At 54.3% G+C, this 16,227-nt stretch carries 19 protein-coding genes and 1 tRNA gene; 10 read left to right on the top strand and 10 right to left on the bottom strand.

The window, feature by feature from the left end; translation table 11 throughout:
• The first annotated feature begins 203 nt into the window (after nucleotides 1-203).
• From ACTG39_RS13455 to def, 5 genes are all read left to right on the top strand, one after another.
• Nucleotides 204-875: a hypothetical protein gene (locus ACTG39_RS13455; RefSeq protein WP_439108082.1), complete on the top strand. Its 672-nt coding sequence runs from the start codon at nucleotides 204-206 to the stop codon at nucleotides 873-875.
• Between the two features lie 279 nt (nucleotides 876-1,154).
• Nucleotides 1,155-1,307, top strand: a complete 153-nt coding sequence (pufB, locus tag ACTG39_RS13450) for a light-harvesting antenna LH1, beta subunit (protein WP_439108081.1) — start codon at nucleotides 1,155-1,157, stop codon at nucleotides 1,305-1,307.
• Between the two features lie 10 nt (nucleotides 1,308-1,317).
• On the top strand, nucleotides 1,318-1,461 hold the full coding sequence (locus tag ACTG39_RS13445) for a light-harvesting protein (RefSeq protein WP_271562737.1): 144 nt from the start codon (nucleotides 1,318-1,320) through the stop codon (nucleotides 1,459-1,461).
• Between the two features lie 77 nt (nucleotides 1,462-1,538).
• A complete protein-coding gene (locus ACTG39_RS13440; RefSeq protein ID WP_439108080.1) occupies nucleotides 1,539-2,969 on the top strand; it encodes a PucC family protein in 1,431 nt (476 codons plus the stop codon).
• The gene (gene def / locus ACTG39_RS13435; protein ID WP_439108079.1) at nucleotides 2,970-3,479 is read left to right on the top strand and encodes a peptide deformylase; all 510 of its coding nucleotides are present in this window, start codon (nucleotides 2,970-2,972) and stop codon (nucleotides 3,477-3,479) included.
• A gap of 117 nt (nucleotides 3,480-3,596) precedes the next feature.
• Here def and ACTG39_RS13430 read toward each other — a convergent pair whose 3' ends face one another.
• Nucleotides 3,597-4,355 (bottom strand): hypothetical protein, encoded by a 759-nt coding sequence (locus tag ACTG39_RS13430; RefSeq protein WP_439108078.1) that lies wholly within the window; start codon nucleotides 4,353-4,355, stop codon nucleotides 3,597-3,599.
• Nucleotides 4,356-4,520: 165 nt separating this feature from the next.
• On the opposite strand from ACTG39_RS13430, the gene ACTG39_RS13425 reads away from it, so the two are divergent.
• The gene (locus ACTG39_RS13425) at nucleotides 4,521-5,033 is read left to right on the top strand and encodes a DUF427 domain-containing protein (protein ID WP_439108077.1); all 513 of its coding nucleotides are present in this window, start codon (nucleotides 4,521-4,523) and stop codon (nucleotides 5,031-5,033) included.
• Between the two features lie 29 nt (nucleotides 5,034-5,062).
• On the opposite strand, the gene egtD is transcribed toward ACTG39_RS13425, so the two are convergent.
• The 6 genes from egtD to ACTG39_RS13395 form a co-directional block, all read right to left on the bottom strand.
• Nucleotides 5,063-6,040 carry an L-histidine N(alpha)-methyltransferase gene (gene egtD / locus ACTG39_RS13420; RefSeq protein WP_439108076.1) on the bottom strand — a complete coding sequence of 326 codons (978 nt, stop codon included), beginning with the start codon at nucleotides 6,038-6,040 and terminating at the stop codon, nucleotides 5,063-5,065.
• Between the two features lie 39 nt (nucleotides 6,041-6,079).
• Nucleotides 6,080-7,354 (bottom strand): ergothioneine biosynthesis protein EgtB, encoded by a 1,275-nt coding sequence (egtB, locus tag ACTG39_RS13415; protein ID WP_439108075.1) that lies wholly within the window; start codon nucleotides 7,352-7,354, stop codon nucleotides 6,080-6,082.
• Nucleotides 7,344-8,042, bottom strand: a complete 699-nt coding sequence (locus ACTG39_RS13410) for a PhzF family phenazine biosynthesis protein (RefSeq protein WP_439108074.1) — start codon at nucleotides 8,040-8,042, stop codon at nucleotides 7,344-7,346. Before ACTG39_RS13410 ends, egtB begins: the two co-directional genes overlap by 11 nt.
• 204 nt (nucleotides 8,043-8,246) lie before the next feature.
• The gene (locus tag ACTG39_RS13405; protein WP_439108073.1) at nucleotides 8,247-9,698 is read right to left on the bottom strand and encodes a glycine betaine ABC transporter substrate-binding protein; all 1,452 of its coding nucleotides are present in this window, start codon (nucleotides 9,696-9,698) and stop codon (nucleotides 8,247-8,249) included.
• Between the two features lie 17 nt (nucleotides 9,699-9,715).
• Nucleotides 9,716-10,456, bottom strand: coding sequence for an ATP-binding cassette domain-containing protein (locus tag ACTG39_RS13400; RefSeq protein WP_439108072.1), 741 nt, complete (start codon nucleotides 10,454-10,456; stop codon nucleotides 9,716-9,718).
• A gap of 43 nt (nucleotides 10,457-10,499) precedes the next feature.
• On the bottom strand, nucleotides 10,500-10,991 hold the full coding sequence (locus tag ACTG39_RS13395) for an outer membrane beta-barrel protein (protein ID WP_439108071.1): 492 nt from the start codon (nucleotides 10,989-10,991) through the stop codon (nucleotides 10,500-10,502).
• 110 nt (nucleotides 10,992-11,101) lie between these two features.
• On the opposite strand from ACTG39_RS13395, the gene ACTG39_RS13390 reads away from it, so the two are divergent.
• The 3 genes from ACTG39_RS13390 (at nucleotide 11,102) to ACTG39_RS13380 (ending at nucleotide 13,670) form a co-directional block, all read left to right on the top strand.
• Nucleotides 11,102-11,323, top strand: coding sequence for a DUF1272 domain-containing protein (locus ACTG39_RS13390; RefSeq protein WP_439108070.1), 222 nt, complete (start codon nucleotides 11,102-11,104; stop codon nucleotides 11,321-11,323).
• Entirely contained in the window at nucleotides 11,320-12,972 is a 1,653-nt protein-coding gene (locus tag ACTG39_RS13385; protein ID WP_439108069.1) for an acetolactate synthase large subunit, read from the top strand. Before ACTG39_RS13390 ends, ACTG39_RS13385 begins: the two co-directional genes overlap by 4 nt.
• A 263-nt stretch (nucleotides 12,973-13,235) precedes the next feature.
• Nucleotides 13,236-13,670 carry a DUF2141 domain-containing protein gene (locus ACTG39_RS13380; RefSeq protein ID WP_439108068.1) on the top strand — a complete coding sequence of 145 codons (435 nt, stop codon included), beginning with the start codon at nucleotides 13,236-13,238 and terminating at the stop codon, nucleotides 13,668-13,670.
• Here ACTG39_RS13380 and ppk2 read toward each other — a convergent pair.
• On the bottom strand, nucleotides 13,667-14,446 hold the full coding sequence (ppk2, locus tag ACTG39_RS13375) for a polyphosphate kinase 2 (RefSeq protein ID WP_439108067.1): 780 nt from the start codon (nucleotides 14,444-14,446) through the stop codon (nucleotides 13,667-13,669). The two genes, ACTG39_RS13380 and ppk2, sit on opposite strands and share 4 nt — an antisense overlap.
• A 30-nt stretch (nucleotides 14,447-14,476) precedes the next feature.
• Nucleotides 14,477-15,403: a DUF302 domain-containing protein gene (locus ACTG39_RS13370; protein WP_439108066.1), complete on the bottom strand. Its 927-nt coding sequence runs from the start codon at nucleotides 15,401-15,403 to the stop codon at nucleotides 14,477-14,479.
• Between the two features lie 155 nt (nucleotides 15,404-15,558).
• Here ACTG39_RS13370 and ACTG39_RS13365 point away from each other — a divergent pair.
• A tRNA-Gly gene (locus tag ACTG39_RS13365) sits at nucleotides 15,559-15,632 on the top strand.
• A 35-nt stretch (nucleotides 15,633-15,667) separates the two neighbouring features.
• On the opposite strand, the gene ACTG39_RS13360 is transcribed toward ACTG39_RS13365, so the two are convergent.
• On the bottom strand, nucleotides 15,668-16,066 hold the full coding sequence (locus ACTG39_RS13360) for a DUF6265 family protein (protein WP_439108065.1): 399 nt from the start codon (nucleotides 16,064-16,066) through the stop codon (nucleotides 15,668-15,670).
• Nucleotides 16,067-16,227 lie beyond the last annotated feature (161 nt).

Here is a 16,227-nt window from a genome sequence, read left to right as displayed (position 1 = left end):
ACATTGATACCTTAAGACTATGAAGCATCAAGCGGCTTCGAACGAATCGAAGGCAACTTTCCGTCACCTTGGTGTAATCTTGGTTTACTCCAAGTTCAGACGAGTAACGTTAGTTGATTCCCAGCAGAATATCGGAACACGTGCGCGCACAGAATTGGTTCGCCGTCGGTATAGACTTTCTGATTGTAGTGATCGGAATCTTGATGGCCTTCCAGATTACGGAATGGGCTGCGACACGGTCCGACCTCGCAAGGGAACGTCAAATTATCAAAGGGTTCATTGCCGATATCGAGCGTGATCGCGCTGAGTACAGCAGCAGTATTGCTTCTGACGAGTTCCGAGTAAGCGCAGCTAACGCATCCTTGGTTGGCGCTGGTTTACCGCCAATCGACTTTGCATGGCGACGTAGAGAAACCGATCTCGCTGAATACAGCTTCGAGGCTTCGAAACTCGCTGCTGAGAACGTTAAGCAGCTTAAGCGCCTTTGGTCGGATATCGTCATTGGGTACCACCCCACGCCAAGCACCTCCACCTACGATACTCTGGTAGGCGCGGGCGAAATGAAGGTTATTCGTGATGCCAGTGTTGTCAGAGAAATTCAGGCCTACCACAACCTTCAGGAATCGGTCGTAACTCAGACCGATAAGCTGCTTGAGATTCGTCGGGACGTGATCGGAATTGGCGCGTCTAATGGGTTAGCACCTTATGTCTCGGTACCAAGCGACGAATATTTCCGCAAGATTAGGGACAACCCGGAGTTAGCAGCAGCAATAAGAATAATGGCTACCTTCGTGATTTTTCATCAAGGAGAGCTAAAGACTGCCGATGCCAAAGCAGAGCAGCTTAGTGATGCACTTGAGGCGATGATCCAGTAGCGAGTCTCTTTCCGCTTCTGGCCGGAAGCAGTCTTACAACTCGCTCCATTTAACCATCCGCGACCGTCCGCCTCGAGGCGCTAGCCACCGCAACCCAAACAACAACCGACCAAACTTAAGCTACCCGCCAAAGTCAATGTGTAAACTAAAGTTTACACATATATATGGTAAATAACCTTGACAAGAAATGAACGACTTCCTAGGCTGATCTATACGGGAAGAGTTGCCAATGTCGCAATGATCCCGCCATCACTGTGATAGGTAACGGAGTAGCTAATCGTGGAAAATGGAGAAAAGGTATTCCCCACTGGCTTGACCATTAGGGAATCAGAAGAGGTACATAAGTACATCATTGATGGTACGCGCGTGTTCTTTGTAATTTCGCTCGTCGCGCATGCCCTCGTTTATACACTAACCCCCTGGTTGGGCTAAGGAGCTAAGCATGAACAACGGAAAACTCTGGACTGTGGTTAATCCCACTGTTGGAATCCCGGCGATGCTTGGCGGCGTAGCCTTGATTGCCTTCACTGTGCATTTTGCAGTGTTGGAAAACACAACCTGGTTCCCAGCCTTCTTCGGCGGCTAAGGCCAGCGAACAGGTTTTATGCGAACCGCACGGGGCGACAATAGTCGCCCCGACCTGTTTCTGGACAGACTCAAAACGTGAATCGTCTCGATCGAAAGCTTATCGCTATGTGGTCCTCTGCAGGGACCCGGTTCATGCCTTTCGCGGACGTTGCAACACCTGATCTACCTCTCAGTAGGCTTCTTCGTCTTTCTCTCTTTCAAGTATCCGTCGGTATGGCGATGGTGCTTTTGGTGGGCACCCTCAATCGAGTGATGATTGTGGAACTCAACGTTCCTGCATCTATCGTCGGCGTCATGCTCGCCATGCCGCTGGTTTTCGCCCCCCTTCGTGCGCTCATCGGTTTTCGCTCAGACAATCATCAGAGCGCCCTCGGTTGGCGGCGTGTGCCTTTCGTGTGGAAAGGCTCCCTGGCACAGTTCGGTGGTTTTTCCATCATGCCCTTTGCGCTTCTGGTTCTGGCCGGAGAAGGCATGTCAGGCAATGTCTCACCATGGGTAGGGCAGATCACAGCGGCAGCATCCTTCCTGTTGGTAGGGGCCGGTATCCACACGGTGCAGACCGCTGGACTGGCGCTCGCTACTGACCTTACGCCTGAAGAGTCCCATCCCCGGGTCGTCGGCCTTATGTACGTCATGCTGTTGCTGGGCATGATGGTCAGCGCCCTGATTTTTGGCACGGTACTCATGGACTTCAGCCCCGGCCGCTTAGTCAGGGTGATTCAAAGCGCCGCACTACTGACCCTGATCCTCAATGTCACCGCAGTATGGAAGCAAGAGGCACGGCGGCCGAACCGGGGCAATGCCGCCCCCGCACCAGATCCCAGCTTTCGAGACGCGTGGCAAAAGTTCTGTGAAGGGGAACATACGATTCGTCGGCTCGCCATCATCGGCATGGGCACCATGGCTTTTGGTATGGCAGACATACTGCTTGAGCCCTTCGGTGGCCACGTGCTCAATCTTTCTGTGAGCACCACGACCTTGCTTACGGCTCTCTTTGCGGTAGGGGGACTTGCGGGATTCGGTGCTGCGTCCAAAGCCATCAGTGATGGCATGGACCCCTATGTGGCTACACGCATCGGTGCTTTTATTGGTGTTCCGGCATTTGCGCTGGTCATCACTGCTGCCCCACTGCTTAATCCCTGGCTGTTTGTTGTAGGCAACTTCCTGGTGGGCTTTGGCGGGGCGCTATTTGGCCACGGAACACTCACATCTACCATGAACCGAGCTCCCCGGGAGCAGGCCGGGCTGGCTCTGGGCGCCTGGGGCGCAGTGCAGGCAACGGCCGCAGGTATCGGCGTGGCGCTGAGTGGCATTATTCGCGACACAGTGAATGCCCTCGAAGCAGGCTCATTGACCGCTGGCTCCAGCAGTGCAAGCGCTAGTGGATACATGACGGTCTATGGCATCGAGATAGCACTACTTGTGGTCACCCTGTTTCTGATTGCCCCTCTCCTGAGAGAACGATCGTTCGAATTGCCAAGCAACGCAACGGAGCACGCCGTTTAGATGGCTGTGCTGGATATCATTGAAATTCCCGACGAACGACTGAGAGAGCAGTCCGAGCGCGTAGCTGAGTTTGACGATGCTCTCAAAGAGCAGACCCGCGATTTGTTCGACACCCTGAGAGCCACCAAAGGCATCGGACTTTCTGCGCCGCAGGCAGGCATTTTCAAGCGAATCATCCTGGTACACGTACCGGATGACGACTTCGGCGAGAGGCTCTACATCAACCCCGAGATTCTCTCTAAATCAAAATCTCGCTATGTGCAGGAGAGCTGTTTATCCGTACCTGGTATTGAAGGTAATGTGGTTCGCTGCACTCGATTGAAGGTTCGCGCTCAGGATATCAATGGCGAGGTCAAAGAGTTCGACGTAGACGGGCTCCATGCGGTGTGTGTTCAACATGAGCTTGATCATCTCGATGGCGTATTGTTTACGGACCGTCTTTCCTGGTTCAAAAAGCTACGCCTTAAAATGGCCTCGGGACCCAATGCAGGACTATCCCGCGCCGCCTAAGTAAAGCAGACTGGACACCATCGCAATCACGACGGGTAACCCCATGAGCTCAACATCAGTTGCGGCAATGCTCGACCTTCCAACCTTTCCGGTGAAGTTCACCCAGCAGTAATTTCTCTAAGCAAGCGCCTTTACTAACATCGCACCATAGGGGCTCAGGGCGACGAGCCCTGCAATCCCATTCACGATGAATAGAATCACGGTCGCCCTGAGCGACGCGGGGTGCAGATGTCCTGCACTTCGAAAGTCGTAGATTAGGATAGCAAGCCCAAGGCCAGCTATACCGAGGGGAATGATCGGACCCAGCTCCGTCTGCATAACAATCCGCGAAATGCGCGCCACTCCCGGTGTGACAATCGACAGTGATGCAAACAAAACATAGCGCTTGTGGTGGCTCCCCTCGCGCCGAAACACCACGGCTAACGCCAGAAGCATCAAAAACCCCACCACCGACGCAATATTGAAACAAACCAGTGCTGCAGCGAAGTCCAGAAACGAAATCCCCGACGCTTGCAGAGGGTTCACGGCCGCCATATCGGATTCGAAAGTTGCACCCATCGCCAGTTCTCGTTCCACCCAATTGAAGGTCGCCATAAGAGCGGCTATGGCAACTACCACGCCGTAGGCTGTAAAAAATCGACCAAGACGCTGGTGTAGCACCAGCTTGTCTGTGCGAATCAAAAAGGCCTGTCCGCACAACAAGGCAAACCAGCCGGTAAGCAAGGCCCCATGCAAGTGCAGGTAAAAAGGGAGGGGAGCGCTCTTTGTCACTACACGCAAGAAAAACGATGGTGCAAAGCCCAGGAGCACAATGCTCAGCAGCACCACCGTGTAACGTGAAAAGAAAGCGTTTCTAGCTTGATTGACGGGCGTCATGTATCCGGGACTTTTTGATCAGGAACTCGCAACTGCATACTGTGCCATTCTAGTCGAAGTAGCAGCGACAGCAGGCATGGTGCTTGGGCAGTGAGCGTGCACCCGATGAAGGACAGACCTGCGCAACACATCGCTCCCCTGCCACAAAAGCGCTAGAGTATAGAGATGTGGAAACATACGGGAAAACAACGCCCTGACTTCGCCGTCACACCCGGGCCCGATCAAGAGTCTGTATGGGACTATCCTCGCCCTCCCATCCTGGTGTCCAGCGATGAACTCGTTGAGGTCAGCAGCGGCGCCGTAGCGATTGCCAAAACCCAAAGCGCGCTCAGGGTTCTGGAGACCGCCAGTCCGCCCACGTACTACATACCCGAGGCCGACATAGATTGGACACGGCTCCGAAAAATCGCACATCACAGCTTCTGCGAATGGAAGGGCCAGGCCAGTTATTTTGCGCTAATTGATGATCCCAAGGGGTACCCCGTTGCCTGGCTCTACGCCAATCCGTCAAAAAGTTTCGCTGCGATTGATCGCCATGCGTCCTTTTATCCATCGCGGGTTCAGTGTGCTGTAAACGGAGAGCGCGTGCGCCCTCAACCGGGAGAGTTCTACGGCGGCTGGATTACAGATCGTCTCACAGGGCCTTTCAAAGGCGAGCCTGGCACAGGCCACTGGTAGCGTCTGCCAGCATTCCGACAACTCTCTGCTTAGGAGCTAACCCTAAGATAGTGAACGCTAAAGAGAGCCTCGTCATCTTGCCAGGTTTCTGCGATCGCCAAGCCCGCGGAATGGGCTAAGGCTGCAAAGTCCTCCAGACTGTACTTGTAGGAACACTCTGTGTGAATCGTCTCACCGGCACGAAAATCAAAGTGCCCGCCGACATGATCAACCTGCTGAGCACTATCGCTGACAAGGTGCATTTCAATACGTCGCTGCGCTTGGTTGTAAAACGCATGATGCCTGAACTTAGACTCATCAAAGTTGGCATCCAGCAATTCGTTCATTCTACGAAGGATGTTCAGATTGAATTTCGCGGTAACCCCAGCGCTATCGTTATAGGCCGCGTTCAAGCGATCCGTCGACTTATGAGTATCAACACCGATGAGCACACCCCCATCAGGACCAACCATCTCGCCAAGTCCACGTAAAAAACGCTGCGCCAGGTCTGGCTCAAGGTTGCCAATCGTTGAGCCGGGGTAGAAAACCACCCGCGGAGACGCGGGCAACTCATCCAAAAAGCCCCAGCCGCCGTTGAAGTCCGCGCACACCGCGGCGATATCCAGCCAGGGATACTCGTCGCCCAGAGCCTGAGCGGATAGCTGCAAAAAAGCCGCAGAAATATCGATGGGGACGTACATTTCGGGCCGCATCGCATCAAGGAGAATGCGTACCTTCTCACTGGAGCCACTCCCCGGTTCAATCAATATGCAATCAGGACCGCAAATAGCAGCGATGGATTCACGGTTCTTTTCAAGAATGAGGATTTCGGTCCGCGTGGGGTAATACTCGGGAAGACGGGTAATCTCTTCAAAGAGCTCAGATCCTCGCTGATCGTAAAACCATTTAGGATTGACGCTCTTTAGCGGCAACCCAAGCCCGGCCAATATTTCCTCACGGCCGTCGCCTAAATACGGATGCTCATCCCGAAAACTAACGCGACTTACATTGCCCAAGGACTCATTCATAGTGTTGATGCTTTCCTGTCTCGATTACTTTGTCGAAATCTATCGGGCAAGCCGGATCCCACTGAACTGCCAGCGATCCTGAGGGTAAAAGAAATTGCGGTACGTCGGTCTAGCCTGACTCGGGGGCGTCACGCAGGAACCGCCGCGCAACACCCATTGATTGCTCATGAACTTGCCGTTGTACTCGCCAATAGCACCCGCAGACGCAGAGAATCCCGGATAGGGACTGTAGGCACTCTGCGTCCACTGCCAACAGGCACCGTAGAGCTGCTGAAGTCCGTCTCCCACTGCGGGCCCCGGATGACAGGATAACGGCGATACATCACTCGAGCCTTCGGCCGTTTCCATGGCAGTGCCACTCTCTTCGGCTTTCCCCATCGCAGCAACGTGCTCCCACTCAACTTCTGTAGGCAAGCGAGCTTCGGCCCATCTCGCATAGGCATCCGCCTCATATCCACTTACATGCGTAACCGGCCTCGCCAGAATTCTGGGCTGCAGACCCATCAAGGTAAACTCCAAAGGCTCATCGTCATGGTCGACCCAATGCAGAGGGCTGCGCCACTGTTCTCGTTGCACCGTAGCCCAGCCATCGGCCAACCAGAGCTCCGGACGCTCATAGCCTCCATCGTTAACAAAGGCCTGATACTCACTGTTGGTAACTAATCGATTAGCGACCTCAAAGGCTTCAAGGTATGCGCGGTGTCGGGGCTGCTCGTTGTCAAAACAGAAGCCATCCCCCGCATAGCCGATCTCTATCAAGCCTTCCTCAAAAGCTGTCCAGCACGCGGGACTAACCTCGCCCTGCTCTTCCAACTCTCCAGCGCTGTATCTGGGATAGAGCGGATTCACTCCCAGGGAGCACTTGAGATCCGTAAAGAACAGTTCCTGATGTTGACGTTCGTGCTCAATCCCCAACACGGTTCGAGCCACAATCGTTTCTTCATCCTCATGCCCGGTGACCGCGTTGAGGAGTAACAACATCGCCCTGTCCACGTGCTCGCGATAGGCAAAAATATCGGCCAAGGAAGGTCGCGATAAGAGGCCCCGCTGCCCTCGGGGATGCTGAGCTCCGATACCGTTGTAATAGGAGTTAAACAGCACTTCATATAATGAATCTACTGGCTTATATCCCGGCACAAAGGGCTTAAGAAGAAATGTCTCAAAGAACCATGAGGTATGCGCAAGATGCCACTTGGGAGGACTGGCAAACTCCGCAGCCTGAAGGCCGTAGTCCTCGATCTCCAGGGGCTCGCATATCCTGAGAAAATGTTGGCGTGTTGCAACATAACGAGCGGCGACGGAATCAATCGACATTTTTCGCGCCTCCGATCACTCGCCCACCTACCCAGGTAAGTTCGCCGCGGATACGACTGTATAACTCTCCTCCGGAGTCCGAGCATTGCCATGCGCACAGCTGATCATCCAGATCGCGATTCATCCAATAGCTTGCAAGCACCCGCATCGCCGAACCCGTAGCCGTGTCTTCGGGCATACCATGCTGGGGGGCAAAATAGCGCATTTGTATATCTGCGGAAGCCGACTCGGTGTCTCGAGACGTTACGATCAGCGCGCGCCCGGTTCGCCGATGCAGGGCGTAAGCTGGCACCGGCAAGCTGCGTAAGTCGAAATCTGCCGGCCACTCAAGCACGAGGTAGCCATCGTTACCTCCCGCTTCTGCAGCCCGCCAGGGCAACACCGGAAAAAACTCCGCAATCCAGTGGGGAACGGGACGAGCGGCACAGCTGATCGTTGGAAGACCAATCCAATACCTGTCCTCATCAGCGTGAAATGCCGCTCTGAGTCCGTTCATATCCAGTTCGCTTAATGTTTTGCCCTGGCTTAGCCACGCCGCACCGCTGCACAAAAGCCCGTGCCCACAAAGCTTTATCTCGCGATCTGCTGGAGACCAACAGCGCACGGCACAGACGTCTTCGTTGATGCGCCAGCTCAAGCACTGGGTATAGGAACCAGGCTCAGGTGATTCTGCAGGAGGCTCACCCATTAAAGTCACGTGGCAAGGGTTGCCGCGAACCTTGGCTCCGCGAATACCATCTCCGGCGAATGCTTGAAAAACCTGGCCTGCATGATGTGAGTCGATAAGCGTTTTTCTTTTTTTTTGGGCGACGTCTACTGACTAGTGGATTATCTGCCGCAGCGGCAGCACTGCAAAAATCCTAACAGCTTTTGCGGTGAAGAACATGACAGCCTAAACCGGACGCAAATGGGCCGGAAGGAAACGTCTCTCCAGCAGGCCAAAACCCAGCTCGGTCCCTATGGCCAGGCACGCTGCTGGAATAGCGCCTTCGAGGATGAGCCGGTTATTGTTCAGGGTCAGTCCCGTGATGATGGGTCCACCAAGTCCACCGGCGCCTACAAACGCAGCGAGCGTCGCCGTGCCAATACTGATGATCGCGGCGGTTTTGATTCCCGCGATAATCATTGGCGTGGCCAAAGGGAGTTCGATACGCAAAATTTGCTGCGAGGGCGTGAGACCCAAACTCTGAGCCACTTCTTTAAGCAGAGGATCTACGCTTGCAAGTCCCGCGAGCGTGTTGCGCACAATGGGCAGCAGCGAATACAAAAACAGCGCAAAGATAGCCGTGGTCTGACCCAGTCCCAACACTGGAATCAACAATGCCAATAAAGCCAGAGCCGGGATGGTCTGAAACAAGCTTGCCAGGTACTGGAGTCCTTCAGCGATACGCGGTGAGCGTGAAACAAGCAAGGCCAGCGGGATAGCCACCAGACATCCCAGGGTCACAGCAATTGCAGTCAGCTTAAGGTGCACACCCGTGTTGTAAGCAATGCGGCTTTCATTTACCAAAGGTTCAAGGTCGCTATCCACCAAAGCCTGGTCGCTGAGAAACTCACGGGCTGCCATGGCGGGTGAGACACCGTCGCTGGCAACGCGACGGTTCAGGGCACGCATAGTCGGCTCGTCGATGGCGGCTTCCAATCGTGTCAACAGTTGCCTCACAGCGACGGGCAAATCCTGCCGAATCAAATAGCCGGCGTCGTATGCTGGAAACACTCCCAGATCATCATTCAGCAGACGCAGGCCATAGAGATCTAGGTCCCCATCCGTGGTGTAGGCGTCTGCGACATCCAGTTGACCCGCATCCAATGCGCGGTACGCCAAAGCATGTTCAATGCCCGTAGGGTTCTGGGGCAGTTGATAGCGACGCTGGAGCGCTGGCCAGCCATCGCCTCGATTGAGAAACTCGAGAGAGAGTCCGATAGCTAGATCCGGATACCCGGCCAAATCCGAGATTCGAGTGACACTTCGAGCATTCGCCAGAGCCTCTGGCATAGCAAGGGCGTAACTATTGTTAAAACCAAGGGGTACAAAAAACTCAAGGCCGTCGCCGGCTAGTGCGGCTGCCAGGCCCGCTCCATCCATTGCAAGATCGTCAAAGACAGCACCGCTGAGGGTACCCGTGTACTCGGGATAGATATCGAGTTCTCCCGCCACCAGAGCCTCGTAGCTTATGAGCGTTCCCCCCAGGCCAAGCTTGCGCTCTACGGTTTGACCATTGGCTTCTAAGTACTGCGCCGCTATCTCGGCCAGAACGTGGCTCTCGCTGAAGGTCTTGGATCCCACGACGACAGGCCGCTGCGCAGCAGCGGGCATCACCGCAACGGCAAGCAAGAGCATCATCACTGTGCCATACCGCCTCATTCGATGGCCTCACGCATCAGTGACTGCAGTAGAACCTCGGGTTCGAGATCGGCGTATTGCTCCTGCAACATTTTCGTCGCCTCGTTCACCCGTACCTGCCCCTTCTCTAAAACCACGATCTGCTGAGCCAGCAACATCGCCTCACGCATATCGTGGGTAACGAGCAATACGGTGATCGGCTCTGCCGCCAGGAGCTCCTGCAGCTGTTGATGGATGCCAAAGCGAGTGATGGGATCGATGGCGGCAAAAGGCTCATCGAGAAGTAAAACCTGAGGACGCAACAGCATTGCTCTGGCCAATCCCACTCGCTGCTGCTGACCGCCACTGAGTTCATGGGGGTAGCGCGACAAGAGCGCATGATCCAGATGCATGAGCTCGAGTAATTCGAGCCTGCGTGACTCGATCTGTTGCTGCGACCAGCCCGCAACCTGCCCGCCGATAGCAATATTGTGGGCGGCAGTCATATGGGGGAAAAGGCCCGTGCCCTGAACGGCATAGCCCATGCGGCGGCGTACATCTGTGATGCGCGCATAGTCCAGAGGCCCTCCAAAAGCACTAACCACACCACCGTCGGGTCTCAATAGCCCGTTACACATCTTGAGGAGTGTGGACTTACCGCAGCCGCTGGCACCTACGATTGCAGTAACCCGTCCTTCGGGAAACGCCAGAGTCAACTCATGGAGGACCGTCTGTCCGGCAAAGACCTTGCTAACAGCGGACAGCTCCAGGGGATTCACTACACGCTTCCAGTCGGCTTCTTGAGCTTAGCGAGTCATCGACTCAGAAAAAGTCGAAGCGAATACCGACACCGACCATTTGTGAATTAATCTGATTGTCGAACTGGAGATACTCAGCATAGATATCAATGGTGTCAAAAAAGTCCAACGCAACGCCGGCACCAATGAATGTCTCTGTGTCGTCGTCGGTGCGGGGCATATCGGCAAAGCGTGATTCCACTTCCACTGCCGCCAGGCCGGCCTTGGCGTAGATCTCAAAAAAGGGTCCCAGGGGTACATAGGCCACGCCAGCAAGGGTCAACGCGCTGGCGTCTACCGAGTATGCGGTCTCATTGAGGGTTCCTGACCAGGAGCCCAGATCGTGGTATCCGACCTCTGCCGAGAGCATAAGGACGTTGCTGTCCAAAAATTGATAACCAATAAATCCCGCCGGCGTAATGTCGTCTTCTCCGCCTACGGTGAGCTCTACATCGGTAAAGTAAGCACCGGCCCCCACATAGAGAGAGTCCGCGCGAACCGAGCCTGATAGCATCATCAGTAAGAGAGATGCGAGTCCGATATATCTACCGACATGTGTGACTTTGATTTGATTTCGCAAGAGACTTACCTCCACAATTTGATCTGCGAAGTATAGGCGAAGCTACGATGCTTGAGATGAAAACGGCCTGTGAACATTGCCAAAAACGCCTTGATCACGAAGATGAAGCCTATATCTGTTCCTATGAATGCACTTATTGTAAGAGTTGCACGGTATCTTTCGACACGACCTGTCCGAACTGTCAGGGATCGCTCTTACGCCGCCCACCTCGCCAAGCCCGTAAAGAAGGCAGCCCATCCACAGTCTCAAGGGGAGACCCGCTTAAATGAAAGCTTCAGACTTATTCGTTCGGTGCCTGGAAACTGAAAAAATCGAGTACGTTTTTGGTGTGCCCGGAGAAGAAAACGCTGACTTCATGATGAGTCTGGAGAATTCTTCATCGCTTCGCTTTGTTCTATGTCGTCACGAGCAGGGCGCGGCCTTAATGGCCGAGGTCTATGGACGATTGACCGGCACACCCTCCGCCTGCCTCAGTACCCTGGGCCCGGGAGCGACGAATCTCATCACAGGCGTGGCGGACGCGAACATGGATCGCGCGCCCATGCTGGTGCTCACAGGCCAGGGAAGTACCAAGCGCCTACACAAAGAATCCCATCAGATCATGGACGTGGTGAAAATGTTCGAGCCGGTCACCAAGTGGGCTGAGACCGTAATTCACGAAGACACGATCCCCGAAATCATCCGCAAGGCCGTAAGGGTAGCGCGCACAGAGAAGCCGGGTGCGGTGCTCATCGAACTTCCCGAGGACGTCGCGAAGCGGGACACATCGGCTACGCCTATTGCACCGGTTCGCTATCGACGTCCGGTCGCCGCAAGTGCCGCCGTCGGTGAATTTGCAGCGCGTATCCGGCAAGCCAAACGACCCGTGATTCTGGCAGGAAATGGCTGCGTGCGAAAACGTGCGTCCAAAGAGTTACGGGAACTTGTCGGAATCACAGGTATCGGCGTACTCAACACGTTTATGGGTAAAGGCGCCGTAGATCCGGATACGCCTGAATGCCTGTACACCATTGGATTGGGCAGCAAGGACATTGGGACCTGCGCCATCGATGCAGCAGACCTGGTTATCGCCATCGGCTTCGATATGGTCGAGTACCACCCCCACCTCTGGAATCCCGAGGGTAGTAAACCGGTGGTAAGCATCGATTTTTTACCCGCCGAAATCGATGAACACTTTAATCCCGAATGCGAACTTGTAGGCGACATCGCTGACAATATCGCCGCCTTGGTAGACGACTTTCGAAATAGTCCGGCCCCCAGCTTCGACACGAGTCAGCAGGCCGCGACGCGAAGAGACATGCGCGAAGAGCTTTTCGAACACGCTGCAGATGACAGCGCGAATCCCATCAAGCCGCAAAAAGTACTCTTCGAAGTCGAAAAGCTCTATGGCGATGCCGGTCTTCTTCTGTCCGATGTGGGCGCTCACAAAATGTGGATCGCTCGTCACTATCACTGCCGGACACCCAATGCCTGTCTTATACCCAACGGCTTTTGCTCCATGGGCTTTGCACTCCCGGGTGCCATTGGCGCGTCTATGGTCGACCCCGATCGCAGCATCATCAGTATCTGCGGCGACGCGGGGTTTCTCATGAACGTGCAGGAAATGGAGACTGCAAAGCGGCTTAACAGCAATATCACCGTGATGGTCTGGGAAGACCACGCCTATGGCTTGATTGCCTGGAAGCAGGCACAGGAATTTGGCCGGCACACGGATCTGGCGTTTGGCAATCCCGACTGGCATCAGCTGGCATCGGCCTTCGGCTGGCACTACGAGCAGGTACAGTCTGGAGGGGACCTCCCCGAGGCTTTAAAAGCGGCTCATGATCATCGAGGACCGAGCCTGGTCCTGGTGCCCATAGACTATCGCGAGAATCAAAAACTCACAGACCGCCTGGGTGAGCTCACCTGCTCTATTTAGCGAAGGAGAGAATCGACCGAGCGCACTAGCACCGTCGTCGCCTAGATATCCCAGCACAGACAGACTCCCTGCGCTCTCCCCGAAAAAGAGTCCAGGCGCCACACCAGCCAATACGCCAAGAAGAATTTTCGAGTGAAGGTCAAAGCGCGATTGTAACCCTTGGGCTAAACAGCGTTGCTTCTGAAAACGCGTCGGGGATAAAAGGTGCATCAGAGCTCGCTGCATACTACCCTTGTTCTATGCACAGAACGGGAGATACACGTATGCCGCGCAAGATACTCCAAAATCTATGGATCTCCACCACTCTAGGCATGAGTCTGGCGCTGACAGTGCCCGCTAACGCCGATCAACTCATTGTCGATGTCGTAGGCATCGAACGACTCGGCGGAGCCATGATGGTGGCGGTGTTTAACTCCCCCAATGGCTGGGAAGAGAGTCAGAATCCTGTAGCGGCCGCTAAGGATAGTGTCACAGGGCCAAAGGCTCGGCTGATTTTTTCAGATCTAGCGCCGGGCGCCTATGCGGTAAAGGTGTATCACGACGAAAACGCGAACGGATTGCTGGATACCAATATGCTGGGTATACCCAGCGAAGGTTACGGATTCAGCAACTATCAGCGAACTCTCGGCCAGCCGGACTTTGATGAGTCACTCATTATGCTGGATGGGGAAACCACCATTGAGATCAAACTGAACTAGCTATAGTTGTCCTCTACCCAGCGTCTACTCTCAATACTCGCCCGATCATCATAAGCATCGCTCATATCTCTGGCCGGTAAATCGATGGCAGGGCGAGCCTCGGTTGCATAGGGCATTTGAGACAAAAAATGCCGGATCATGTTTAGCCGTGCCCGTCGTTTGTCATCGGAGTTGATGATATTCCACGGCGCAAAATCCGTGTCTGTTGCTTTGAGCATGTCGTCCCGAGCTCGGGAGTACTCAAACCAGCGCTGTCTTGACGGCAGATCCATAGGGGACAGCTTCCACTGCTTAACAGGGTCGTCAATTCGGTCCTGAAAACGTCTTTCCTGCTTTTCTTCGCTGACCTCTAACCAGTACTTCAGAAAAATCACGCCGCTGTCGACAATCATACTGCGTTCGAAATTCGGGCACTCCTGCAAAAATCGCTGAGACTCCTGCTCAGTGCAAAACCCCATGACCCGTTCTACGCCTGCACGGTTGTACCAGCTCCGATCAAAAACCACGATCTCGCCCGCCGCAGGAAAGTGATTGATATAGCGCTGCAAGTAGATTTGGCTTTTCTCCCGATCTGACGGCTTTGGCAGCGCAACGACTCTAAACACACGAGGACTGACGCGCTCCGTGAGTGCGCGAATACAGCCACCCTTGCCCGCAGCGTCCCGCCCCTCAAAAATCACGATGACACGCTGGGCGGTATCCTTAACCCACTCCTGCAGTGCAACCAGCTCTGCCTGCAATCCTCGCAATTCCTGCTCGTAGTGCTTACGTCTCATCGGCTGCTCCTACAGGTTCTTTGATAACCACTACTCTGCCGCCAGGGCATCGCCAAAGATTTTCTTCAGTCGAAAGTTTATCACCCGTAGCGCCGTAGCCTTGCTAACACCCTGTCGCTCCGCCAGAGCGAGGAGGTCGTTAAATGACAGATGCGTCACGCCCTCCTCATCCTGCCAAATCAGGAACTTTTGACAGAAGGCATCAAGCCCCAGAGTTGGAGCAGAGGCCATCGCCTTGCCCCCCGGTCCGGGACCGCCAAACAAAATCAATCGCGAAGGCAGAATCGACAGCCCAAGCTCGGACGCGTTCGCCTGAAAATCGACCACCCCAAAACGCACGGTGTCGCCTTGGGAATCTATGGCTCGATTTATCCGCTCAACGGTCTCTTCAAAATCAAAGGGGCTATCGATAGTGATGATGCCATCGGCGGGCATCTCATCGTCAGCGAAGCCGCGGAAACTTTCGGGAGAAAGACCCGCGCGCACCCTGGCAACGTTATCCTCATAACGATTACGCAGCGTATCTGTCTCGACGGGATCGAGCTGATATCGGGACTGAAGATACTCAAAAGAGTTGTAAATAGTAGCGCCGTATTCTGCTCGTTTTTCCGACTCCTCCTCGAACGCCAGAATCCGAATGGGCAAATCAAGCGCGGACAGGGGGTTGAGACTGATGAGTTCAGTTTCGAGCTCCACATCCGAAAACATCAGAACTCTGGCGGGCGGCATTGGCGAAGCTGCATCGTGCGCTAGGCGGGAGTGGTCGATGTCCGCTACTTCTTCAAGCCGATCCAGGTCTGCAAGGCTCTTCTTCATTAGAGTGATTGCGTTATCAATAGGGACATAACGCTGCGCATCGACGAATTCCTTGCTACCGCAAGACGCCACAAGAAAAACGACATACAGCGATAACCCTGCTGCCAGAAGCTGTCTTCGTGGGTTAACTACTCTGGACATAACAATCCTCTAAGCGAACTTCACGAACCGTCAGGTAAGGACCACGCCAACACTCATTGCCATTTTTTAATCCCTAGTTCACTCTCGCGCTGCCTATTTGCTTCGATCGTGACTTGATATGGCGACAGCATGTAGACTCCAGAGCGTCCGGCAATGCGGGTGTAGTTTAATGGTAGAACCTCAGCTTCCCAAGCTGATGACGTGGGTTCGATTCCCATCACCCGCTCCAAGTTCAGAGCACTGTCGAGACCGTTCTAAAGCCAATTACTCACAGCGCTCCTGAGAGAACGATAAGCGCCGATCTCCGTTCATTAAGGAGATTTCCGCTGTGAGCACAGCATCGTTCAGCTCATAGGAAATACGTTGCGGGTAATCGTGAGAGGGGTTCTCAAACACCACGCGCTGCTCATCCTCTTCGCTAAGGACAAACACTGCGGGACTTTGACCTGACGGATGCGCGGTATAGGTTAGCGTGCCACCTACTTCACGGATGTAGAGCAACTCATAGAACGCTATCTCCGCATCTTCTACCGATGCACTAAACCCCAGTAATGAGCCGTCGGGATTCTTCACCCAGACCTCTGTGCTGTAGTTTTCAAAGGATTCCCAGCAACCCACCAACCAGTCGGCATTCTCTGCCTTAGCAGGAAAAGATGACAGCAAAACTGCTGTGCAGACCAACAACTGCCTTATTCTTAACGTGGTCGAGATAGTTTTCATTGGATTCAGTACTTAGTGGCACGTATCTTTGCGCAGTAGTATCTCTCTTATTTTACGTTGACGGAAAGGCATTGCGATGACTGGCGTACTTTTGAAACCTATGG

The organism is Congregibacter sp. (genome assembly GCF_965662665.1).
GTDB lineage: Bacteria > Pseudomonadota > Gammaproteobacteria > Pseudomonadales > Halieaceae > Congregibacter.
The sequence above is the reverse complement of the archived record's forward strand: the minus strand, read 5'-3'. Positions and strand labels throughout refer to the sequence as shown.